We start from the raw sequence: 13721 nt of genomic DNA, 5'->3' as shown, positions 1-13721 counted from the left end.
GAGGGTGAACCGGTCAGGCGGGGACCAGTCGGGAGGGACCGGCCGGGACCGTCCCGGCCGTGAGGGCCTGGTCGTAGCGGTGGAGGACGAGCCGGGCGAGGGCGGGGTGGGGGCCGAGGGGGGCGGCGGCGAGCCAGGGCGCGGCGGCGGCGCTGCGGGTGGCGAACAGGCCGGGGGCGGTGAAGCAGGAGGCGACGGCGATGCGGTGGCGGCCCCGGGCGGTGAGCGCGCGGACGGCGTCGGCGACGGTGGGGGCGGCGGCGGAGGCGTAGGCCGGGACGACGGGCACGCCGCCGAGGCGCTCGCCGAGCAGCCGGGCGGTGCGGCGGGTGTCGGCGGCGGAGTCGAGGTCGCGGGATCCGGCGGCGGCGAGGACGACCCCGGTGCTGCGGCTGGTGCCGTGGCCGGTGCGCCAGCCGGCTTCGACGAGCCGGCTCCGGAGCGCCTCGACGAGCAGGGGGTGGGGGCCGAGCGGGGCGGCGACGCGCACGCGCAGGTGGGGTGCGGTGGCGGCGGCGCCGGGCAGGTCGTGCTTGACGTGGTATCCGCGGCTGAGGAGGAGGGGTACGAGGACGGCGTCGCCGTCCGGCAGGCCGGCGAGGGTGTCGGTGAGCAGGGGCGCGTTCAGCTCGATGTGGCCGAGCCGTACGGGCAGGCCGGGCCGGAGTTCCCGGACCCGGTCGAGCAGGGCGTTCACGGTGGTCAGCGCGCGGGGGTCGCGGCTGCCGTGGGCGACGGCGACGAGGGTGGGCAGGTGGGGTGTGCTCATGGGCCTGCGCGTTCCGTTGGCGGTGAGGGGTCGGCCGGGAGCCGGGCCGCTGGTGGGGGTCGGGCGCGTGGAGGTGGGCCGGCTCCGTCATGAATCGATGGTGACGGGCGGGTGTTGCCGGGTCGTTGCGCGCGGGTGACAGGTGTTTTCCAGCGGCTCACGCCGCCCCGGACCGGCCGGTCGGGCCGGGAGCGGGGCCGTGGGTCAGGCGGTGGCGATCCAGACGCGGAGGGGGCCGGTCGCCGTGAAGCCGTGGGCGAGGGCGGCCGCGAGGTCCTCGCCGTGCTCGTACCCGACGACCGGGGTGCCGGGCCACAGCCGGGTGAGCGCCGCGAGGCAGCCGGGCCAGGGGTCGGCGCCGAAGACGTTGGAGACGCCCACGACCCCGGGGCCGGTGCTGTGGGTGACGACCGCCCCGGCGACGGTACGGCCGTCCGGTGCGCGGCCCGCGAGGACGGTGGTCGCGGGGTCGGCGAGGAGGGCGGGGCGGAAGAGGTCCGGGGGCTCGCCGCCGCTCCAGGCGTCCTCCCAGGCGGCGAGCTCCGTGGGGGTGCGCACGGGCTCCCAGGGGGCGGTGTCCGGGTGGTGCGGGGCGGGGGCGCCGGCGGGGCGGTGGATCCACCGGGCGTCGAACAGCGGCGTGAAGCCGTGTCCGGTGAGGTCGAGGGTGGCGAACCCGTCCTTGACCGAGGCACCGGGGGTGCTCCGGTCGATGCCGGCGAGCACCTCCGCCAGGGGCGCGTCGGGGGCGAGGGTGACGGCGTCCGGGTAGTACGGCGGCGTCCGGCGCGGGTGCGTCCAGGCACGTTCGCCGAGGGTGCCCCCGCCGAGTCCGTGGGCCCGGCACATGGTGGCGCACCATTCGGCGTTGTTGCGTGCGGCGGCGAGGGCCCAGGGGCCGGACGTGGTCATCGGGACATCGTGCCAGGCCACGGGGCAGAGAACGATCTTATTTACCCGCTACCTTACTTTCGAAGCGCGGAATAATTTTTCCACAGAGAGGAAGTGTGGGGTCCATGAGTGGGACGCGGACGGCGCTGCCGCGCCGTGCCGGGGCGGAACTGGTCGGCACCGGGGCGCTCGTGGCGGTCATCGTCGGCTCGGGCATCCAGGCCACCGGTCTCAGCGCCGACACCGGGGTGCGGCTGCTGGCCAACTCGCTGGCCTCGGCGATCGGCCTGGGACTTCTGATCGCCCTGTTCGCCCCGGTCTCCGGGGCCCACCTCAACCCGGTGGTCACGCTCTCCGTCTGGTGGACCGGGCGGCGCACCCGGGACGGGCTGACCGGCCGGGAGGTCGTCCTCTACATCACCGCCCAGTCGGCCGGGGCGGTCGCGGGGGCGCTGCTGGCGGGGGCGATGTACGGGCGGGCGCCCGGCGGCTGGTCCACCCAGGCGCGGTCCGACGCGCACCTGCTGCTCGGCGAGACGGTCGCCACGGCCGGTCTGGTGCTGCTCGTCCAGGGCCTGGACCGGATCGGGCGCGCCCGGCTCGCGCCGCTCGCGGTCGCCGCGTACATCGCCGCCGCGATCTGGTTCACCTCCTCCGGTTCCTTCACCAACCCGGCCGCGACGGTGGGCCGGTCCCTGACGGACTCGTTCACCGGCATCGCCCCCGCGTCGATGCCGGGCTTCATCGCGGCCCAGCTCCTGGGCGGCCTCCTGGGAGCCGCGCTCGCCGCCCTGCTCTACGGAGGACGGCCGTCGGAGGGATCACACGTGCCGCACTGAACCGGAGGGGCCGTTCCGGCGTCGGAAGAGGCGGAGGTGGGGCGTGGGATGAGGTGGGGCGTGGGATTCCGACAGGGTGTGCGGTCCGTACGGTCGAGGCTGAAGTGGCCGGTGAGCCGGCGGGGGCAGCGGCGGCTGGTGCGGGGTGCCGTGCTGGGCTGCGTCCTCGCGCTCATGCCCGCCACGTGGACGCACGCCGTCGCCGACGGCCGGCTCCGCACCCCGGCCGACGTGCCCGCCCGGGACGTCGCCGTCGTCTTCGGGGCCGGCCTGTGGAAGGGACGCCCGACGCCGTACCTGGCGCACCGGCTCGACACCGCCGCCGCGCTGTACCGGGACGGCAAGGTCAAGGTGCTGCTCGTGACCGGTGACAACGGCCGGGTCGAATACGACGAGCCGGACGCCATGCGCGCGTACCTGCGGGAGCGCGGCGTGCCGGACGGACGGATCGTCAGCGACTACGCGGGCTTCGACACCTGGGACTCGTGCGTGCGCGCGAAGAAGATCTTCGGTGTGGACGACGCCGTGCTGGTCACCCAGGGCTTCCACATCCGCCGGGCGGTCGCGCTCTGCCAGGCGGCCGGGATCGACACGTACGGCGTCGGCGTCGACGAGCCGCACGACTCGGTCTGGTACTACGGCGGGGCGCGGGAGCTGGTGGCGGCGGGCAAGGCGGCCCTGGACGCGGCGCTGGAGCCGGACCCGACATTCCTGGGACGCGAGGAGACGGGCGTGACGGAGGCCCTGGGGCGGTGACCCGGCCCGCGCGGGCGCCCGGGGCGGTGACCCGGGTCGCGCGGGCGCCTCGGGCGGTGACCCGGGCAGCCGGGTGCGCCCGCCGGGCCGCGCGGGGTCCGGGTGCGCCCGGCGCCCGGGTCCGGCGGTCGCTGCCCGGGCGCGGCCCTCACCGCCACGGGGCGGGGGTGCGGAGGCGGCCGTACCGGGCGTGTAATGCGGCGTGACGGTGGGCGTAACACGCGGGACGCATGCTCAGGGGCATGCTCACCACCACCACCGCCACGCACTGTCCGTACTGCGCGCTGCAGTGCGGGATGAACCTCCGGCCCGCCGGCGACGGCGTCGAGGTGGTGGAGCGCACCGACTTCCCCGTCAACCGGGGCGCCCTCTGCGGCAAGGGACGGACCGCGCCCGCGGTGCTCTCCTCCCGGGTCCGGCTGGACGGGCCCCTGGTCCGCAACCCCGCCACCGGCCGGCTCGAACCCGCCTCCTGGGAGGAGGCCCTGCGGACCGTCGCCGACGGGCTGCGCGGCACCCGGGACGCGCACGGGGCCGACGCCGTCGGGGTGTTCGGGGGCGGCGGGCTCACCAACGAGAAGGCGTACACGCTCGGCAAGTTCGCCCGGCTGGTCCTCGGGACCTCGCAGATCGACTACAACGGCCGGTTCTGCATGTCGTCCGCCGCCGCCGCCCACCAGCGGGCCTTCGGGCTCGACCGGGGGCTGCCCTTCCCGCTGGAGGACGTCCCCCGCACCGGGTGCGTGATCCTCGTCGGGTCGAACCTCGCCGAGACCATGCCGCCGGCCCTCCGGTACCTCACCGAGCTGAAGGAGAACGGCGGCCGGCTCATCGTCGTCGACCCGCGCCGCACCCGTACCGCCGAGCAGGCCGACCTCCACCTCGCCCCCCGCCCCGGCACCGACCTGGCGCTCGCGCTGGGGCTGCTGCACCTGGTGGTGGCGGAGGGGCGGACCGACGAGGAGTTCATCGAGAGCCGTACGACGGGCTGGGCGGACGCCCGCGCGGCCGCCATGTCCCACTGGCCCGCGCTGGTCGAGCGCATCACCGGCGTACCGGTCCCGCAACTGCGCGAGGCGGTGGCGATGTTCTGCGACGCGCCCGAGTCGATGGTGCTGACCGCCCGCGGCCCCGAGCAGCAGTCCAAGGGGACCGACACCGTCGGCGCCTGGATCAACCTGTGCCTGGCCACCGGCCGCGCCGGCCGGCCCCTGTCCGGGTACGGCTGCCTGACCGGCCAGGGCAACGGACAGGGCGGGCGCGAGCACGGGCAGAAGGCCGACCAGCTCCCCGGCTACCGCAAGCTCGACGACCCCGCGGCCCGCGCCCACGTCGCCGGCGTCTGGGGCGTCGACCCCGCCGTCCTCCCCGGCCCCGGCCGCAGTGCCTACGAACTGCTGGACGCCCTCGGCACCGACATCAGGGCCCTGCTGCTGATGGGGTCCAACCCGGTCGTGTCGGCGCCCCGCGCCGCGCACATCCAGGAGCGGATCGAGTCCCTGGACTTCCTCGCCGTGGCGGACGTGGTGCTGTCGGAGACCGCGGCGCTCGCCGACGTCGTGCTGCCCGTCACCCAGTGGGCGGAGGAGACCGGCACCCTCACCAACCTGGAGGGCCGCGTCCTGCTGCGCCGCCGGGCCGTCGACCCGCCCGAGGGCGTGCGCAGCGACCTGGAGGTGATGCACGCGCTGGCCGGGCTGCTCGGCTGGGAGAAGGGCTTCCCCACCGACCCGGAGGAGGTCTTCGAGGAGCTGCGCCGCGCGTCGGCCGGCGGCCCCGCCGACTACGCGGGCATCAGCTACCGCCGGATCGCGGAGGAGGACGGCGTCTTCTGGCCGTGTCCCGAGCCGGAGCACCCCGGTACGCCCCGGCTGTTCCTGGACCGGTTCGCGACACCGGACGGGCGGGCGCGGTTCGTGCCCGTCACGCACCGGGCGGCGGCCGAGGAGACGGACGAGGAGTACCCGGTGGTGCTGACCACCGGGCGGGTCGTGTCCCAGTACCAGTCGGGGGCCCAGACCCGGCGCGTCGCCGAGCTGAACGCCGCCGCGCCCGGGCCGTTCGTGGAGCTGCACCCCCGGCTGGCGGACCGGCTGGGCGTGGCCGAGGGCGAGCCGGTCACCGTCGTCTCGCGGCGCGGGCGGGCCGTGGCCCCGGCGCGGATCACCACCGGGATCCGGCCGGACACGGTGTTCATGCCGTTCCACTGGGCCGGGGAGGGCCGGGCGAACACGCTCACCAACCCGGCGCTCGACCCGACCTCGCGCATGCCCGAGTTCAAGGTGTGCGCGGTGCGTCTCGAAGCGGGCGCGGCGCCGGACGCCGGCTGAGCCAGTCCCCGCCCGCTATCGGCTCCCCCAGACGTACGGCGGGCGTGGCCACGTACACCCAGGCGCGGACCCTCGCGCCGTCCCGGGCGCGCACCACCTCGCACACCTGCCGCTCGTAGCCGTGCTCCAGGCGGTCCAGTACGTCGAGGAGCCGCGCGTACCCGCCCGGCGCGGCGCTGATCAGCTCACCGGCCACCCGTCCCTCGCCGCGCACCAGGTAGGGGTAACCGGGCCCTTCGTACAGCAGGGCCCCGGTCAGCCGGGCCGGTTCCTCCGCGGCGGTGCGGCCGCGGAGGAACCGGTCGTGGTTGTACTCGCCCGGGCGCAGCGTCCCGTAGACGAAGAAGGGCAGTTCCCCGGACGGCCCCGTCATCGCGCCGACGTCTCCTGCCGGATCCAGGACAGGTAGGCCGTGCTGCCCCGCACCACCGGGGTGGCGATGATCTCGGGCGTGTCGTAGTCGTGCCGGTCGGTGAGGTACGCCTCCAGCGCGGGGTAGCAGTCCTCCGTGGTCTTGAAGAGGACCTGCCATTCCTGGCTGGTCTCGATGGCGTTCTGCCAGTGGTAGACCGAGGTGACCGGCCCGGAGACCTGGGCGCAGGCGGCGAGCCGCGCCTCCACCGCTCCCTGGGCCAGTTCCTGCGCCTTGTCGGCGCCGTCGGTCGTGGTGAGTACGGTCAGGGCCAGGGTCACGGTCTCTCCTCCGCGCGTCGTCGTCACGCCACGGCGGCGCGTCATGGGGGCTCGGTTCGGTTCCGGGGCTCGCCGCGCCGCGTACGGCCGAGCGTACGCACCCCGGGACCTATCCCGTGTAGGGGCGGACGGCCTTGGCGTCGCGGAGGGCGTGGGCCCACCAGGCGAGCTGGTCGAGCATCGTCTTGGCGGCGGCGTCCGCGGCGGTGGGGTCCTTGTGGCGGCCGTCCTCGTCGAAGTGGCCGCGGGCGTTGTGGAAGGAGACGGTGTCCCGGATGGTCACCGCGTGCATCTCGGCGAAGACCTGCCGCAGTTGCTCGACGGCGCGCAGACCGCCCGACATGCCGCCGTAGGAGACGAAGCCGACGGGCTTCGCCTGCCATTCGGTGTAGTGCCAGTCGATGAGGTTCTTGAGGGAGGCGGGGAAGGAGTGGTTGTACTCGGGGGTGAGGACGACGAAGGCGTCGGCGGCGGCCAGCACGGGGCCGACCCTGGCGAGCCGCTCGCGGACCTCGGGGGCGGGGTCGTAGGAGAGGGCGGTGGGCAGCTCGGCCGCCGGGTCGGCCAGGTCGAGGACGTCGACGGTGAAGTCGGCGTGCTGGGCGGTGTGGCCGAGGAACCAGTCGGCGACGACGGGCCCGAAGCGGCCTTCGCGGTTGCTGGCGACGACGACGGCGAGCTTGAGCGGCGAGGAGGTGCGGTCGGTGTTCATGGGGAAGACCTTGGTACCTCAACCAAAGTTGAGGTCAAGCGGTTCCGGCGAGGGCGGCGTCACCCGTTCGGGGCGACCCGCCCGACGGGCCCGGTGAATCGCCCCTGACCTGCGGCGACGTCCGGCGTCCAGGGCGCCACGCCGACCCGGACGGCGCAATCTGATGGGTCATCAGCAGGCGCGGGCGGCGGGTGGGGTCTTACCTCGGACACAGGAGATCAGCCTGCCCCACCCCCAGTCGCGCGCCCCGGAGGACCCCATGCGCACCACTGCCCGCCTGCTGACCGGTACCGCGCTGGCGGTCGTCTCGCTCGGCGCCCTCGCCTCGCCGGCCGTGTACGCCGCCCCCGCCGGTGACTTCGGGAAGCTGGAGGTGTACCCGTCACCCGCCGAACCCGGTGAGACCGTCACGGTCAACACCACCGCGTGCGGCAAGAAGGGCCACGGGATCGGTGACGCGCAGTCCCTGGGCGCGGGCGACTTCGAGTTGTCGCCGGGCGCCCACAAGGACGTCGTGGTCGGCCGGTTCACCGTGCCCTCCCACACCAAGCCGGGCACCTACGCCATCGCCGTCGCCTGCGACAACGGCAGGACGGCCACCGGTGACCTGACCGTCCGGCACGGGGGCAACGACTCCGGCGGCCACGACTCGGGCGGGCACTCGGGCGGCCACGACTCGGGCGGCACCGGGGGGCACGACCAGGGCCGCCACGACCCCAGTGGCCACGTACGGACCGGGGTGGGCGGCAGCGTCGGCCCCGACACCACCCAGATCGCGGCGGGAGTGGCCGTGCTGGCCGCCTCCGCCGTAGGCGGGGTCTGGCTCCTGCGCCGCCGGGCGAGCGGCGCGCAGGACAGCTGACGGGGTCCGTCCCCGTACCCCCGCCCCGCTCCCCGCCCCCGCCGCGTGTGTCCCCGAGACCGCGGCGCGGGCGGGGAGCCCCATCCCCCGCGAGGGCAGCCATGACCGACGACACCAGGAGCGGCGCCGGGAACGACACCGTGAACGGCGCCGGGAAGAAGGGCAAGGGCTGGGGCGTGGTCATCGCCGCCTGCGTCGGCCTCTGGCTGGTCCAGAACGGCTCCGCGGAGACGACCCCGCCCGTCCCCACCGCCGCCGAGGCCTTCGCCGCCGGACCCCACCGGCACACCGACGCGGCCGCCGACCCGCTGCCCGCCGCCGCCCCGGTCCGCGTCCGCATCCCCGAGATCGGCGTCGACGCCCCGGTGATGCGCCTGGGCCTGGCACCGGACCGCAGCCTGGAGGTGCCGCCGGCCGGCAACCCGAACATCGCCGGCTGGTACGCGGACGGCACCCCGCCCGGCGCCAAGGGCACCGCCCTGGTGGTCGGGCACGTCGACAACGCCGAGGGGCCCGCCGTCTTCTACGCGCTCGGCGCGCTGAAGAAGGGCCACCGCGTCGAGGTCGCCCGCGACGACGGCCGGACGGCGGTCTTCACCATCGACGCGATCGAGGTGTACGAGAAGGACGGCTTCCCCGACCGGAAGGTCTACGGGGCCGCCGACCGGGCGGAGCTCCGGGTGATCACCTGCGGCGGCGGGTTCGACCGGAAGACCGGCTACCGGGGCAACGTCGTCGCGTACGCCCACCTGATCGGCGTCCGCTGAGGCGCCCGAGCGCGCGTGCAGGACCGCGGGCCAGGCGAGACTCCGCGGACACGACCTAGCCGAACTGGTCGAAGGCCAGCTTCGCCACCAGCGAGAAGACGACCACCAGCAGCACGCCCCGCACGAACTCCGCGCCCTTGCGCAGCGCCATCCGCGCCCCGAACATCCCGCCCGCCAGGTTGAACACCGCCATCAGCGCGGCGAGCCGCCACAGCACCGTCCCCTGGTACGCGAACATCGCCAGCGCCCCCGCGTTGGTGCACACGTTCACGATCTTGGCGGTGGCCGACGCGGTCACCAGGTCCAGGTGGAGCACGGCGGTCAGGGCCAGCACCAGGAACGTGCCGGTCCCGGGGCCGAACAGCCCGTCGTAGAAGCCGATGCCGCCACCGACGAGGACGATCGCGGTGACCACCCGGGCCCGGGTGACCGGCCGCCCGGCGGTGGCCGTGCCGAACGAGGGCCGCAGCATCACGAACGCCGCCACGCCCAGCAGCACCACCATGATGACCGGCCGCAGCACGTCGCTGCTGATCCCCGCGGCGAAGAAGGCGCCGCCCATGGACCCGGCCAGGGCCGCCAGCCCGATCCGCACCGCCGTCCCCACGTCTACCGGCGCCTTGCGCACGTAGGTCACGGCGGCACCCGTGGTGCCCACGATCGCCACCGCCTTGTTGGTGCCGAGGACCTGGGCGGCCGGGACGTGCGGCAGACCGAGCAGCAGCGCGGGCAGGAGCAGCAGCCCGCCGCCGCCCACCACGGCGTCGATCCACCCCGCCACGAGGGCGGCCGAACAGAGGAGGACCAGGGTGGTCAGCGATATCTCGGGCATGACCATGAGCCTAGGGACGGGATACGTGTGCCGTCCACGGAACCAGGGAGGCTTGAGGTACCTCTGAGGTCCGGCCGCCGGTGGGCGCCGCCGGGCGGCGGGGTCCGCGCCGCTGCTCCTCACGCCCGGAGCCGGGCTCCGCTGAGATCAGCTTTCCGTGGGCGAAACAATCGGGATGCGGTCGGGTAACACCGCCGACGCACGCTGACGGGCATGAGTTCACGGATCGTGGTGGTCGGCGGAGGCACGGCGGGCGCGCGTCTCGCCGAGCGGCTGCCCGTCACCCTGCTCGGCGAGGAGCCGCACGCCCCGTACAACCGGGTGCTGCTCGCGGATGTCCTGGCCGGGCGGTACGGGCCCGAGGTCATCGCCCTGCCGGCCCCCCGGGAAGACGGGTCGCGGCACTCGGTGCGGGTGACCCGCATCGACCGCGCCGCCCGGGTGGTGCACTGCGCGGGCGGCGAGGCGTTCGCCTACGACCGGCTCGTGCTGGCCACCGGCTCGAACCCGGTGCTGCCGCCGCTGCGGGGCCTGGGGGCCGGACGGCTGCCGACCGGGGTGCACGCGTTCCGGACGCTCGACGACTGCCTGGCGCTGGACGCGCTGGTGGGCCCCGGGGCGCGGGCGGTGGTGATCGGCGGCGGGCTGCTGGGCGTGTCGGCGGCCCGCGCGCTGGCCGCACGGGGCGCGGAGGTGGTGCTGGCCCAGCAGGGCGAGCACCTGATGGAGCGCCAGCTCGACGCGGGCGCGTCCGCGATCCTCCGCCGCCACCTGGAGGCGGACCTGGGCGTGGAGGTGCACACCGAGTGCCGCGTCCGGGGCCTGCGGTGCGTGGACGACACGGTGGAGGCGGTCGAACTGGCCGACGGCTTCGTGCTGGCCGCCGATGTCGTCGTCCTCGCCTGCGGGGTGCGCCCCCGCGTGGGCCTCGCCCTGGAGGCGGGCCTGGACGTGAAGCGCGGGATCGTCGTGGACGACCGGCTGCGCACCTCCGACCCGTACATCCACGCCGTCGGTGACTGCGCCGAGCACGACGGCCGGCTCTACGGGCTGGCCGGCGCCGCCCTGGAGCAGGCCGACGTCCTCACCGAGGTGCTGACCCACGGCACCGGCGCCTACCGGGGCACCCGCGCGCTGACCCGGCTCAGCATGGACGCCCTCGAACTGGCGGCGTTCGGCGAGGCGACGCCGCTGCCCGGTGACGACACCGTGCAGCTCGCCGACGCCACCAGCGGCGCGTACCGGAAGGTCGTCGTCCGAGGCGACCGGCTCGTCGGGGGCGTGCTGCTCGGCGACCTCGGCGCGGTCGGGGCGCTCGCCCGGGCCTGGGAGGGCGACGAGGCCCTCCCGGAAGCGCCCCTGCTCCATCTGCTCACCCATGACGGAGGCTCCTGAAATGGCCCACATGCCCACAATCGTCCTCGTCGGCCACGGCATGGTCGGCCAGCGCTTCCTGGAGGCCCTCGCCGAGCGCGGGGTCACGGAGCGGGCGCGGATCGTCGTGCTCTGCGAGGAGCCCCGCCCGGCGTACGACCGGGTGCGCCTGACCTCGTACTTCGACGGGAAGACGCCCGACGACCTGTCCATGGTCGAGGACGGTTTCATGGCGCGCCACGGCATCGAGCTGCACCTGGACGACCCGGCCGAGACCATCGACCGCGAGGCCCGCACGGTCACCTCGCGGGCCGGCCGGGTGATCGCGTACGACACCCTCGTGCTGGCCACCGGCTCCTACCCCTTCGTCCCGCCGGTGCCGGGCAAGGACGCCACGGGCTGCTTCGTCTACCGGACGATCGAGGACCTGCTCGCCATCGAGGAGTACGCCAAGACGGCGCGGACCGGCGCGGTGGTCGGCGGCGGGCTGCTCGGCCTGGAGGCGGCCGGCGCGCTCAAGGGCCTGGGCCTGGAGACGCACGTGGTGGAGTTCGCGCCGCGGCTGATGCCGGTGCAGGTCGACGAGGGCGGCGGCGCGGCGCTGCTGCGCACCATCGAGAACATGGGCCTCGTCGTCCACACCGGCACCGGTACGCAGGAGGTCCTCACCGAGGACGGCTGGGTGACCGGCATGGCCCTGTCGGACGGCTCGACGGTCACCACCGACATGGTGGTCTTCTCGGCGGGCGTACGGCCCCGGGACCAGCTTGCGCGCGACTGCGGCCTGGCGGTCGGCGAGCGCGGCGGCATCGCGGTGGACGAGCGGTGCCGGACGTCGGACCCGGCGGTGTACGCGATCGGCGAGTGCGCCATGGCGGTGGACGGCCGGGTGTACGGCCTGGTCGCGCCCGGGTACGAGATGGCGCTGACCGCCGCCGCGACGATCGCGGACGAGGAGGTGGACGGCTTCACGGGTGCCGACATGTCCACCAAGCTGAAGCTCCTCGGCGTGGACGTGGCGTCCTTCGGCGACGCGCACGGCACGGCCGAGGGCTGCCTGGACGTCGTCTACTCGGACTCCCGCTCCGGGATCTACAAGAAGCTGGTGGTGGACCCCGACGGCGTGCTGCTGGGCGGTGTCCTGGTCGGTGACGCCGAGTCGTACGGCATGCTGCGCCCGATGACCGGGACGAAGCCGCCGGTGGCGCCCGAGCAGCTGGTGCTGCCGGCCGGTGCCGGTGCGCCGGTGTCGCTGGGCCCGCAGTCGCTCCCCGACGACGCGATCATCTGCTCCTGCCACAACGTCACCAAGGGCGCCATCTGCGCCTGCTCCTCGCTGCCCGAGGTGAAGAAGTGCACCAAGGCGGGCACCGGCTGCGGCAGTTGTGTGAAGGTGATCCAGCAGCTCCTGCCGAAGCCGGCCGACAGCGGGATGTGCGGCTGCTTCTCCTACACCCGCAGCGAGCTGTACGAGATCGTCCGCACCCTGCGCGTCACGTCGTACGGGGAGCTGCTGGACTCGCACGGCCGCGAGGAGGCGCGCGGCGGCGAGGGCTGCGAGGTCTGCAAGCCGGCCGTGGCGTCGATCCTGGCCAGCCTGACCAACGAGTACATCCTCGACGGCGAGCGGGCGGCCCTCCAGGACACCAACGACCACTTCCTGGCGAACATGCAGCGCAACGGCTCGTACTCGATCGTGCCGCGCATCCCGGGCGGGGAGATCACCCCGGAGAAACTGATCGTGATCGGTGAGGTGGCCCGGGACTTCGGCCTCTACACCAAGATCACGGGTGGGCAGCGGATCGACCTGTTCGGCGCGCGGGTGGACCAGCTTCCGCAGATCTGGACCCGGCTGGTGGACGCGGGCTTCGAGTCGGGCCACGCGTACGGCAAGTCGCTGCGGACGGTGAAGTCCTGCGTGGGCCAGACCTGGTGCCGGTACGGCGTGCAGGACTCGGTGAAGATGGCCATCGACCTGGAGCTGCGCTACCGGGGCCTGCGCGCCCCGCACAAGCTCAAGTCGGCCGTCTCGGGCTGTGCGCGCGAGTGCGCGGAGGCCCAGTCGAAGGACTTCGGCGTGATCGCCACGGCGAACGGCTGGAACCTGTACGTCGGCGGCAACGGCGGCGCCACGCCGCGCCACGCGGACCTGCTCGCCCAGGACCTGTCGGACGCGGAGCTGATCCGGCTGATCGACCGGTTCCTGATGTTCTACATCCGTACCGCCGACCGGCTGGAGCGCACGGCGGCCTGGCTGGAGCGGCTGGAGGGCGGCCTGGACCACCTCCGGGACGTGGTCGTGCACGACAAGCTCGGGCTGTGCGACGAGCTGGAGGCGCTGATGGCCGCGCACGTGGCGAGCTACCACGACGAGTGGGCCGAGACGCTGAACGACCCCGAGCGGCTGCGCCGGTTCGTCTCCTTCGTGAACGCCCCGGACGCGCCGGACCCGTCGGTGAAGTTCGTGCCCGAGCGCGGCCAGATCAAGCCGGACCTGACGATCCTCACGCTGGAACCCCTGGAAGGAGCCTCCGCCCGATGATGCTCGAACTCTGCCACGACGACGACTGGCTGACGGTCTGCGACGACTCGGTACTGACCCCGGGGCGCGGCATGGCGGCCCTGCTGCCGGACGGCCGGCAGGCGGCGCTGTTCCGGGACCGGGCGGGCCGGCTGTACGCGATCGACAACCGGGACCCCTTCACCGGCGCCCAGGTGCTGTCGCGCGGCCTGATCGGTTCGGCGGGCGGACGGCCGTTCGTGGCGTCGCCGCTGCTGAAGCAGCGCTTCGACCTGGAGACGGGGCGGTGCCTGGACGACGAGGAGGTGTCGGTGGCGGTCTTCCCGGTGCGGACGCGGGAACTCGTCGCGGCGGCCGTGGCCTGACCCGCCGCGG

The 13721-nt window shown here is 74.5% G+C and carries 14 protein-coding genes; 8 read left to right on the top strand and 6 right to left on the bottom strand.

Annotation, left to right across the window (positions count from 1 at the left end; all coding sequences use genetic code 11):
- Window positions 1-13: 13 nt before the first annotated feature.
- The gene (locus ACZ7LK_RS02470) at window positions 14-769 is read right to left on the bottom strand and encodes a sirohydrochlorin chelatase (RefSeq protein ID WP_471138020.1); all 756 of its coding nucleotides are present in this window, start codon (window positions 767-769) and stop codon (window positions 14-16) included.
- Window positions 770-973: 204 nt separating this feature from the next.
- Window positions 974-1681 (bottom strand): hypothetical protein, encoded by a 708-nt coding sequence (locus tag ACZ7LK_RS02465; protein WP_471138018.1) that lies wholly within the window; start codon window positions 1679-1681, stop codon window positions 974-976.
- A gap of 104 nt (window positions 1682-1785) precedes the next feature.
- On the opposite strand from ACZ7LK_RS02465, the gene ACZ7LK_RS02460 reads away from it, so the two are divergent.
- The 3 genes from ACZ7LK_RS02460 to ACZ7LK_RS02450 all read left to right on the top strand — a co-directional run bounded on the left by ACZ7LK_RS02460 (window position 1786) and on the right by ACZ7LK_RS02450 (window position 5585).
- Complete coding sequence (locus ACZ7LK_RS02460) at window positions 1786-2499, top strand: aquaporin (RefSeq protein WP_471138016.1); 714 nt, start codon at window positions 1786-1788, stop codon at window positions 2497-2499.
- A 48-nt stretch (window positions 2500-2547) separates the two neighbouring features.
- Entirely contained in the window at window positions 2548-3255 is a 708-nt protein-coding gene (locus ACZ7LK_RS02455) for a SanA/YdcF family protein (RefSeq protein ID WP_392276464.1), read from the top strand.
- A gap of 242 nt (window positions 3256-3497) precedes the next feature.
- Window positions 3498-5585: a molybdopterin oxidoreductase family protein gene (locus tag ACZ7LK_RS02450; protein ID WP_392276463.1), complete on the top strand. Its 2088-nt coding sequence runs from the start codon at window positions 3498-3500 to the stop codon at window positions 5583-5585.
- Here ACZ7LK_RS02450 and ACZ7LK_RS02445 read toward each other — a convergent pair.
- From ACZ7LK_RS02445 to ACZ7LK_RS02435, 3 genes are all read right to left on the bottom strand, one after another.
- Window positions 5533-5958 carry a gamma-glutamylcyclotransferase family protein gene (locus ACZ7LK_RS02445; RefSeq protein WP_469464971.1) on the bottom strand — a complete coding sequence of 142 codons (426 nt, stop codon included), beginning with the start codon at window positions 5956-5958 and terminating at the stop codon, window positions 5533-5535. The genes ACZ7LK_RS02450 and ACZ7LK_RS02445 overlap by 53 nt on opposite strands.
- On the bottom strand, window positions 5955-6323 hold the full coding sequence (gene cutA, locus ACZ7LK_RS02440) for a divalent-cation tolerance protein CutA (RefSeq protein ID WP_471138013.1): 369 nt from the start codon (window positions 6321-6323) through the stop codon (window positions 5955-5957). The genes ACZ7LK_RS02445 and cutA overlap by 4 nt, the downstream gene beginning before the upstream one ends.
- A gap of 64 nt (window positions 6324-6387) precedes the next feature.
- Window positions 6388-6990 carry an NADPH-dependent FMN reductase gene (locus ACZ7LK_RS02435; protein WP_392276460.1) on the bottom strand — a complete coding sequence of 201 codons (603 nt, stop codon included), beginning with the start codon at window positions 6988-6990 and terminating at the stop codon, window positions 6388-6390.
- 259 nt (window positions 6991-7249) lie between these two features.
- Between ACZ7LK_RS02435 and ACZ7LK_RS02430 the strand changes: the two genes are divergently transcribed.
- Both ACZ7LK_RS02430 and ACZ7LK_RS02425 read left to right on the top strand, forming a co-directional pair.
- A complete protein-coding gene (locus ACZ7LK_RS02430; protein WP_392276459.1) occupies window positions 7250-7852 on the top strand; it encodes a hypothetical protein in 603 nt (200 codons plus the stop codon).
- A 101-nt stretch (window positions 7853-7953) separates the two neighbouring features.
- Window positions 7954-8619 carry a class F sortase gene (locus ACZ7LK_RS02425; RefSeq protein WP_471138011.1) on the top strand — a complete coding sequence of 222 codons (666 nt, stop codon included), beginning with the start codon at window positions 7954-7956 and terminating at the stop codon, window positions 8617-8619.
- Between the two features lie 55 nt (window positions 8620-8674).
- On the opposite strand, the gene ACZ7LK_RS02420 is transcribed toward ACZ7LK_RS02425, so the two are convergent.
- The gene (locus ACZ7LK_RS02420; protein ID WP_392276457.1) at window positions 8675-9451 is read right to left on the bottom strand and encodes a sulfite exporter TauE/SafE family protein; all 777 of its coding nucleotides are present in this window, start codon (window positions 9449-9451) and stop codon (window positions 8675-8677) included.
- 213 nt (window positions 9452-9664) lie between these two features.
- Between ACZ7LK_RS02420 and ACZ7LK_RS02415 the strand changes: the two genes are divergently transcribed.
- The 3 genes from ACZ7LK_RS02415 to nirD are packed head-to-tail and all read left to right on the top strand — an operon-like array spanning window position 9665 to window position 13711.
- Window positions 9665-10846 carry an NAD(P)/FAD-dependent oxidoreductase gene (locus ACZ7LK_RS02415; RefSeq protein WP_471138009.1) on the top strand — a complete coding sequence of 394 codons (1182 nt, stop codon included), beginning with the start codon at window positions 9665-9667 and terminating at the stop codon, window positions 10844-10846.
- 1 nt (window position 10847) lies between these two features.
- Window positions 10848-13367: a nitrite reductase large subunit NirB gene (nirB, locus tag ACZ7LK_RS02410; RefSeq protein WP_471138007.1), complete on the top strand. Its 2520-nt coding sequence runs from the start codon at window positions 10848-10850 to the stop codon at window positions 13365-13367.
- Window positions 13364-13711, top strand: a complete 348-nt coding sequence (nirD, locus tag ACZ7LK_RS02405) for a nitrite reductase small subunit NirD (RefSeq protein WP_392276454.1) — start codon at window positions 13364-13366, stop codon at window positions 13709-13711. Before nirB ends, nirD begins: the two co-directional genes overlap by 4 nt.
- Window positions 13712-13721 lie beyond the last annotated feature (10 nt).

This window comes from Streptomyces sp. NPDC039423 (genome assembly GCF_055598725.1).
The sequence above is the reverse complement of the archived record's forward strand: the minus strand, read 5'-3'. Positions and strand labels throughout refer to the sequence as shown.

Excerpts from the sequence above, each read along its gene's own strand:
- ACZ7LK_RS02470 (WP_471138020.1), bottom strand. The coding sequence starts at position 769 with ATGAGCACACCCCACCTGCCCACCCTCGTCGCCGTCGCCCACGGCAGC.
- ACZ7LK_RS02465 (WP_471138018.1), bottom strand. The coding sequence starts at position 1,681 with ATGACCACGTCCGGCCCCTGGGCCCTCGCCGCCGCACGCAACAACGCC.
- ACZ7LK_RS02460 (WP_471138016.1), top strand. The coding sequence starts at position 1,786 with ATGAGTGGGACGCGGACGGCGCTGCCGCGCCGTGCCGGGGCGGAACTG.
- ACZ7LK_RS02455 (WP_392276464.1), top strand. The coding sequence starts at position 2,548 with ATGAGGTGGGGCGTGGGATTCCGACAGGGTGTGCGGTCCGTACGGTCG.
- ACZ7LK_RS02450 (WP_392276463.1), top strand. The coding sequence starts at position 3,498 with ATGCTCACCACCACCACCGCCACGCACTGTCCGTACTGCGCGCTGCAG.
- ACZ7LK_RS02445 (WP_469464971.1), bottom strand. The coding sequence starts at position 5,958 with ATGACGGGGCCGTCCGGGGAACTGCCCTTCTTCGTCTACGGGACGCTG.
- cutA (WP_471138013.1), bottom strand. The coding sequence starts at position 6,323 with ATGACGCGCCGCCGTGGCGTGACGACGACGCGCGGAGGAGAGACCGTG.
- ACZ7LK_RS02435 (WP_392276460.1), bottom strand. The coding sequence starts at position 6,990 with ATGAACACCGACCGCACCTCCTCGCCGCTCAAGCTCGCCGTCGTCGTC.
- ACZ7LK_RS02430 (WP_392276459.1), top strand. The coding sequence starts at position 7,250 with ATGCGCACCACTGCCCGCCTGCTGACCGGTACCGCGCTGGCGGTCGTC.
- ACZ7LK_RS02425 (WP_471138011.1), top strand. The coding sequence starts at position 7,954 with ATGACCGACGACACCAGGAGCGGCGCCGGGAACGACACCGTGAACGGC.
- ACZ7LK_RS02420 (WP_392276457.1), bottom strand. The coding sequence starts at position 9,451 with ATGCCCGAGATATCGCTGACCACCCTGGTCCTCCTCTGTTCGGCCGCC.
- ACZ7LK_RS02415 (WP_471138009.1), top strand. The coding sequence starts at position 9,665 with ATGAGTTCACGGATCGTGGTGGTCGGCGGAGGCACGGCGGGCGCGCGT.
- nirB (WP_471138007.1), top strand. The coding sequence starts at position 10,848 with ATGGCCCACATGCCCACAATCGTCCTCGTCGGCCACGGCATGGTCGGC.
- nirD (WP_392276454.1), top strand. The coding sequence starts at position 13,364 with ATGATGCTCGAACTCTGCCACGACGACGACTGGCTGACGGTCTGCGAC.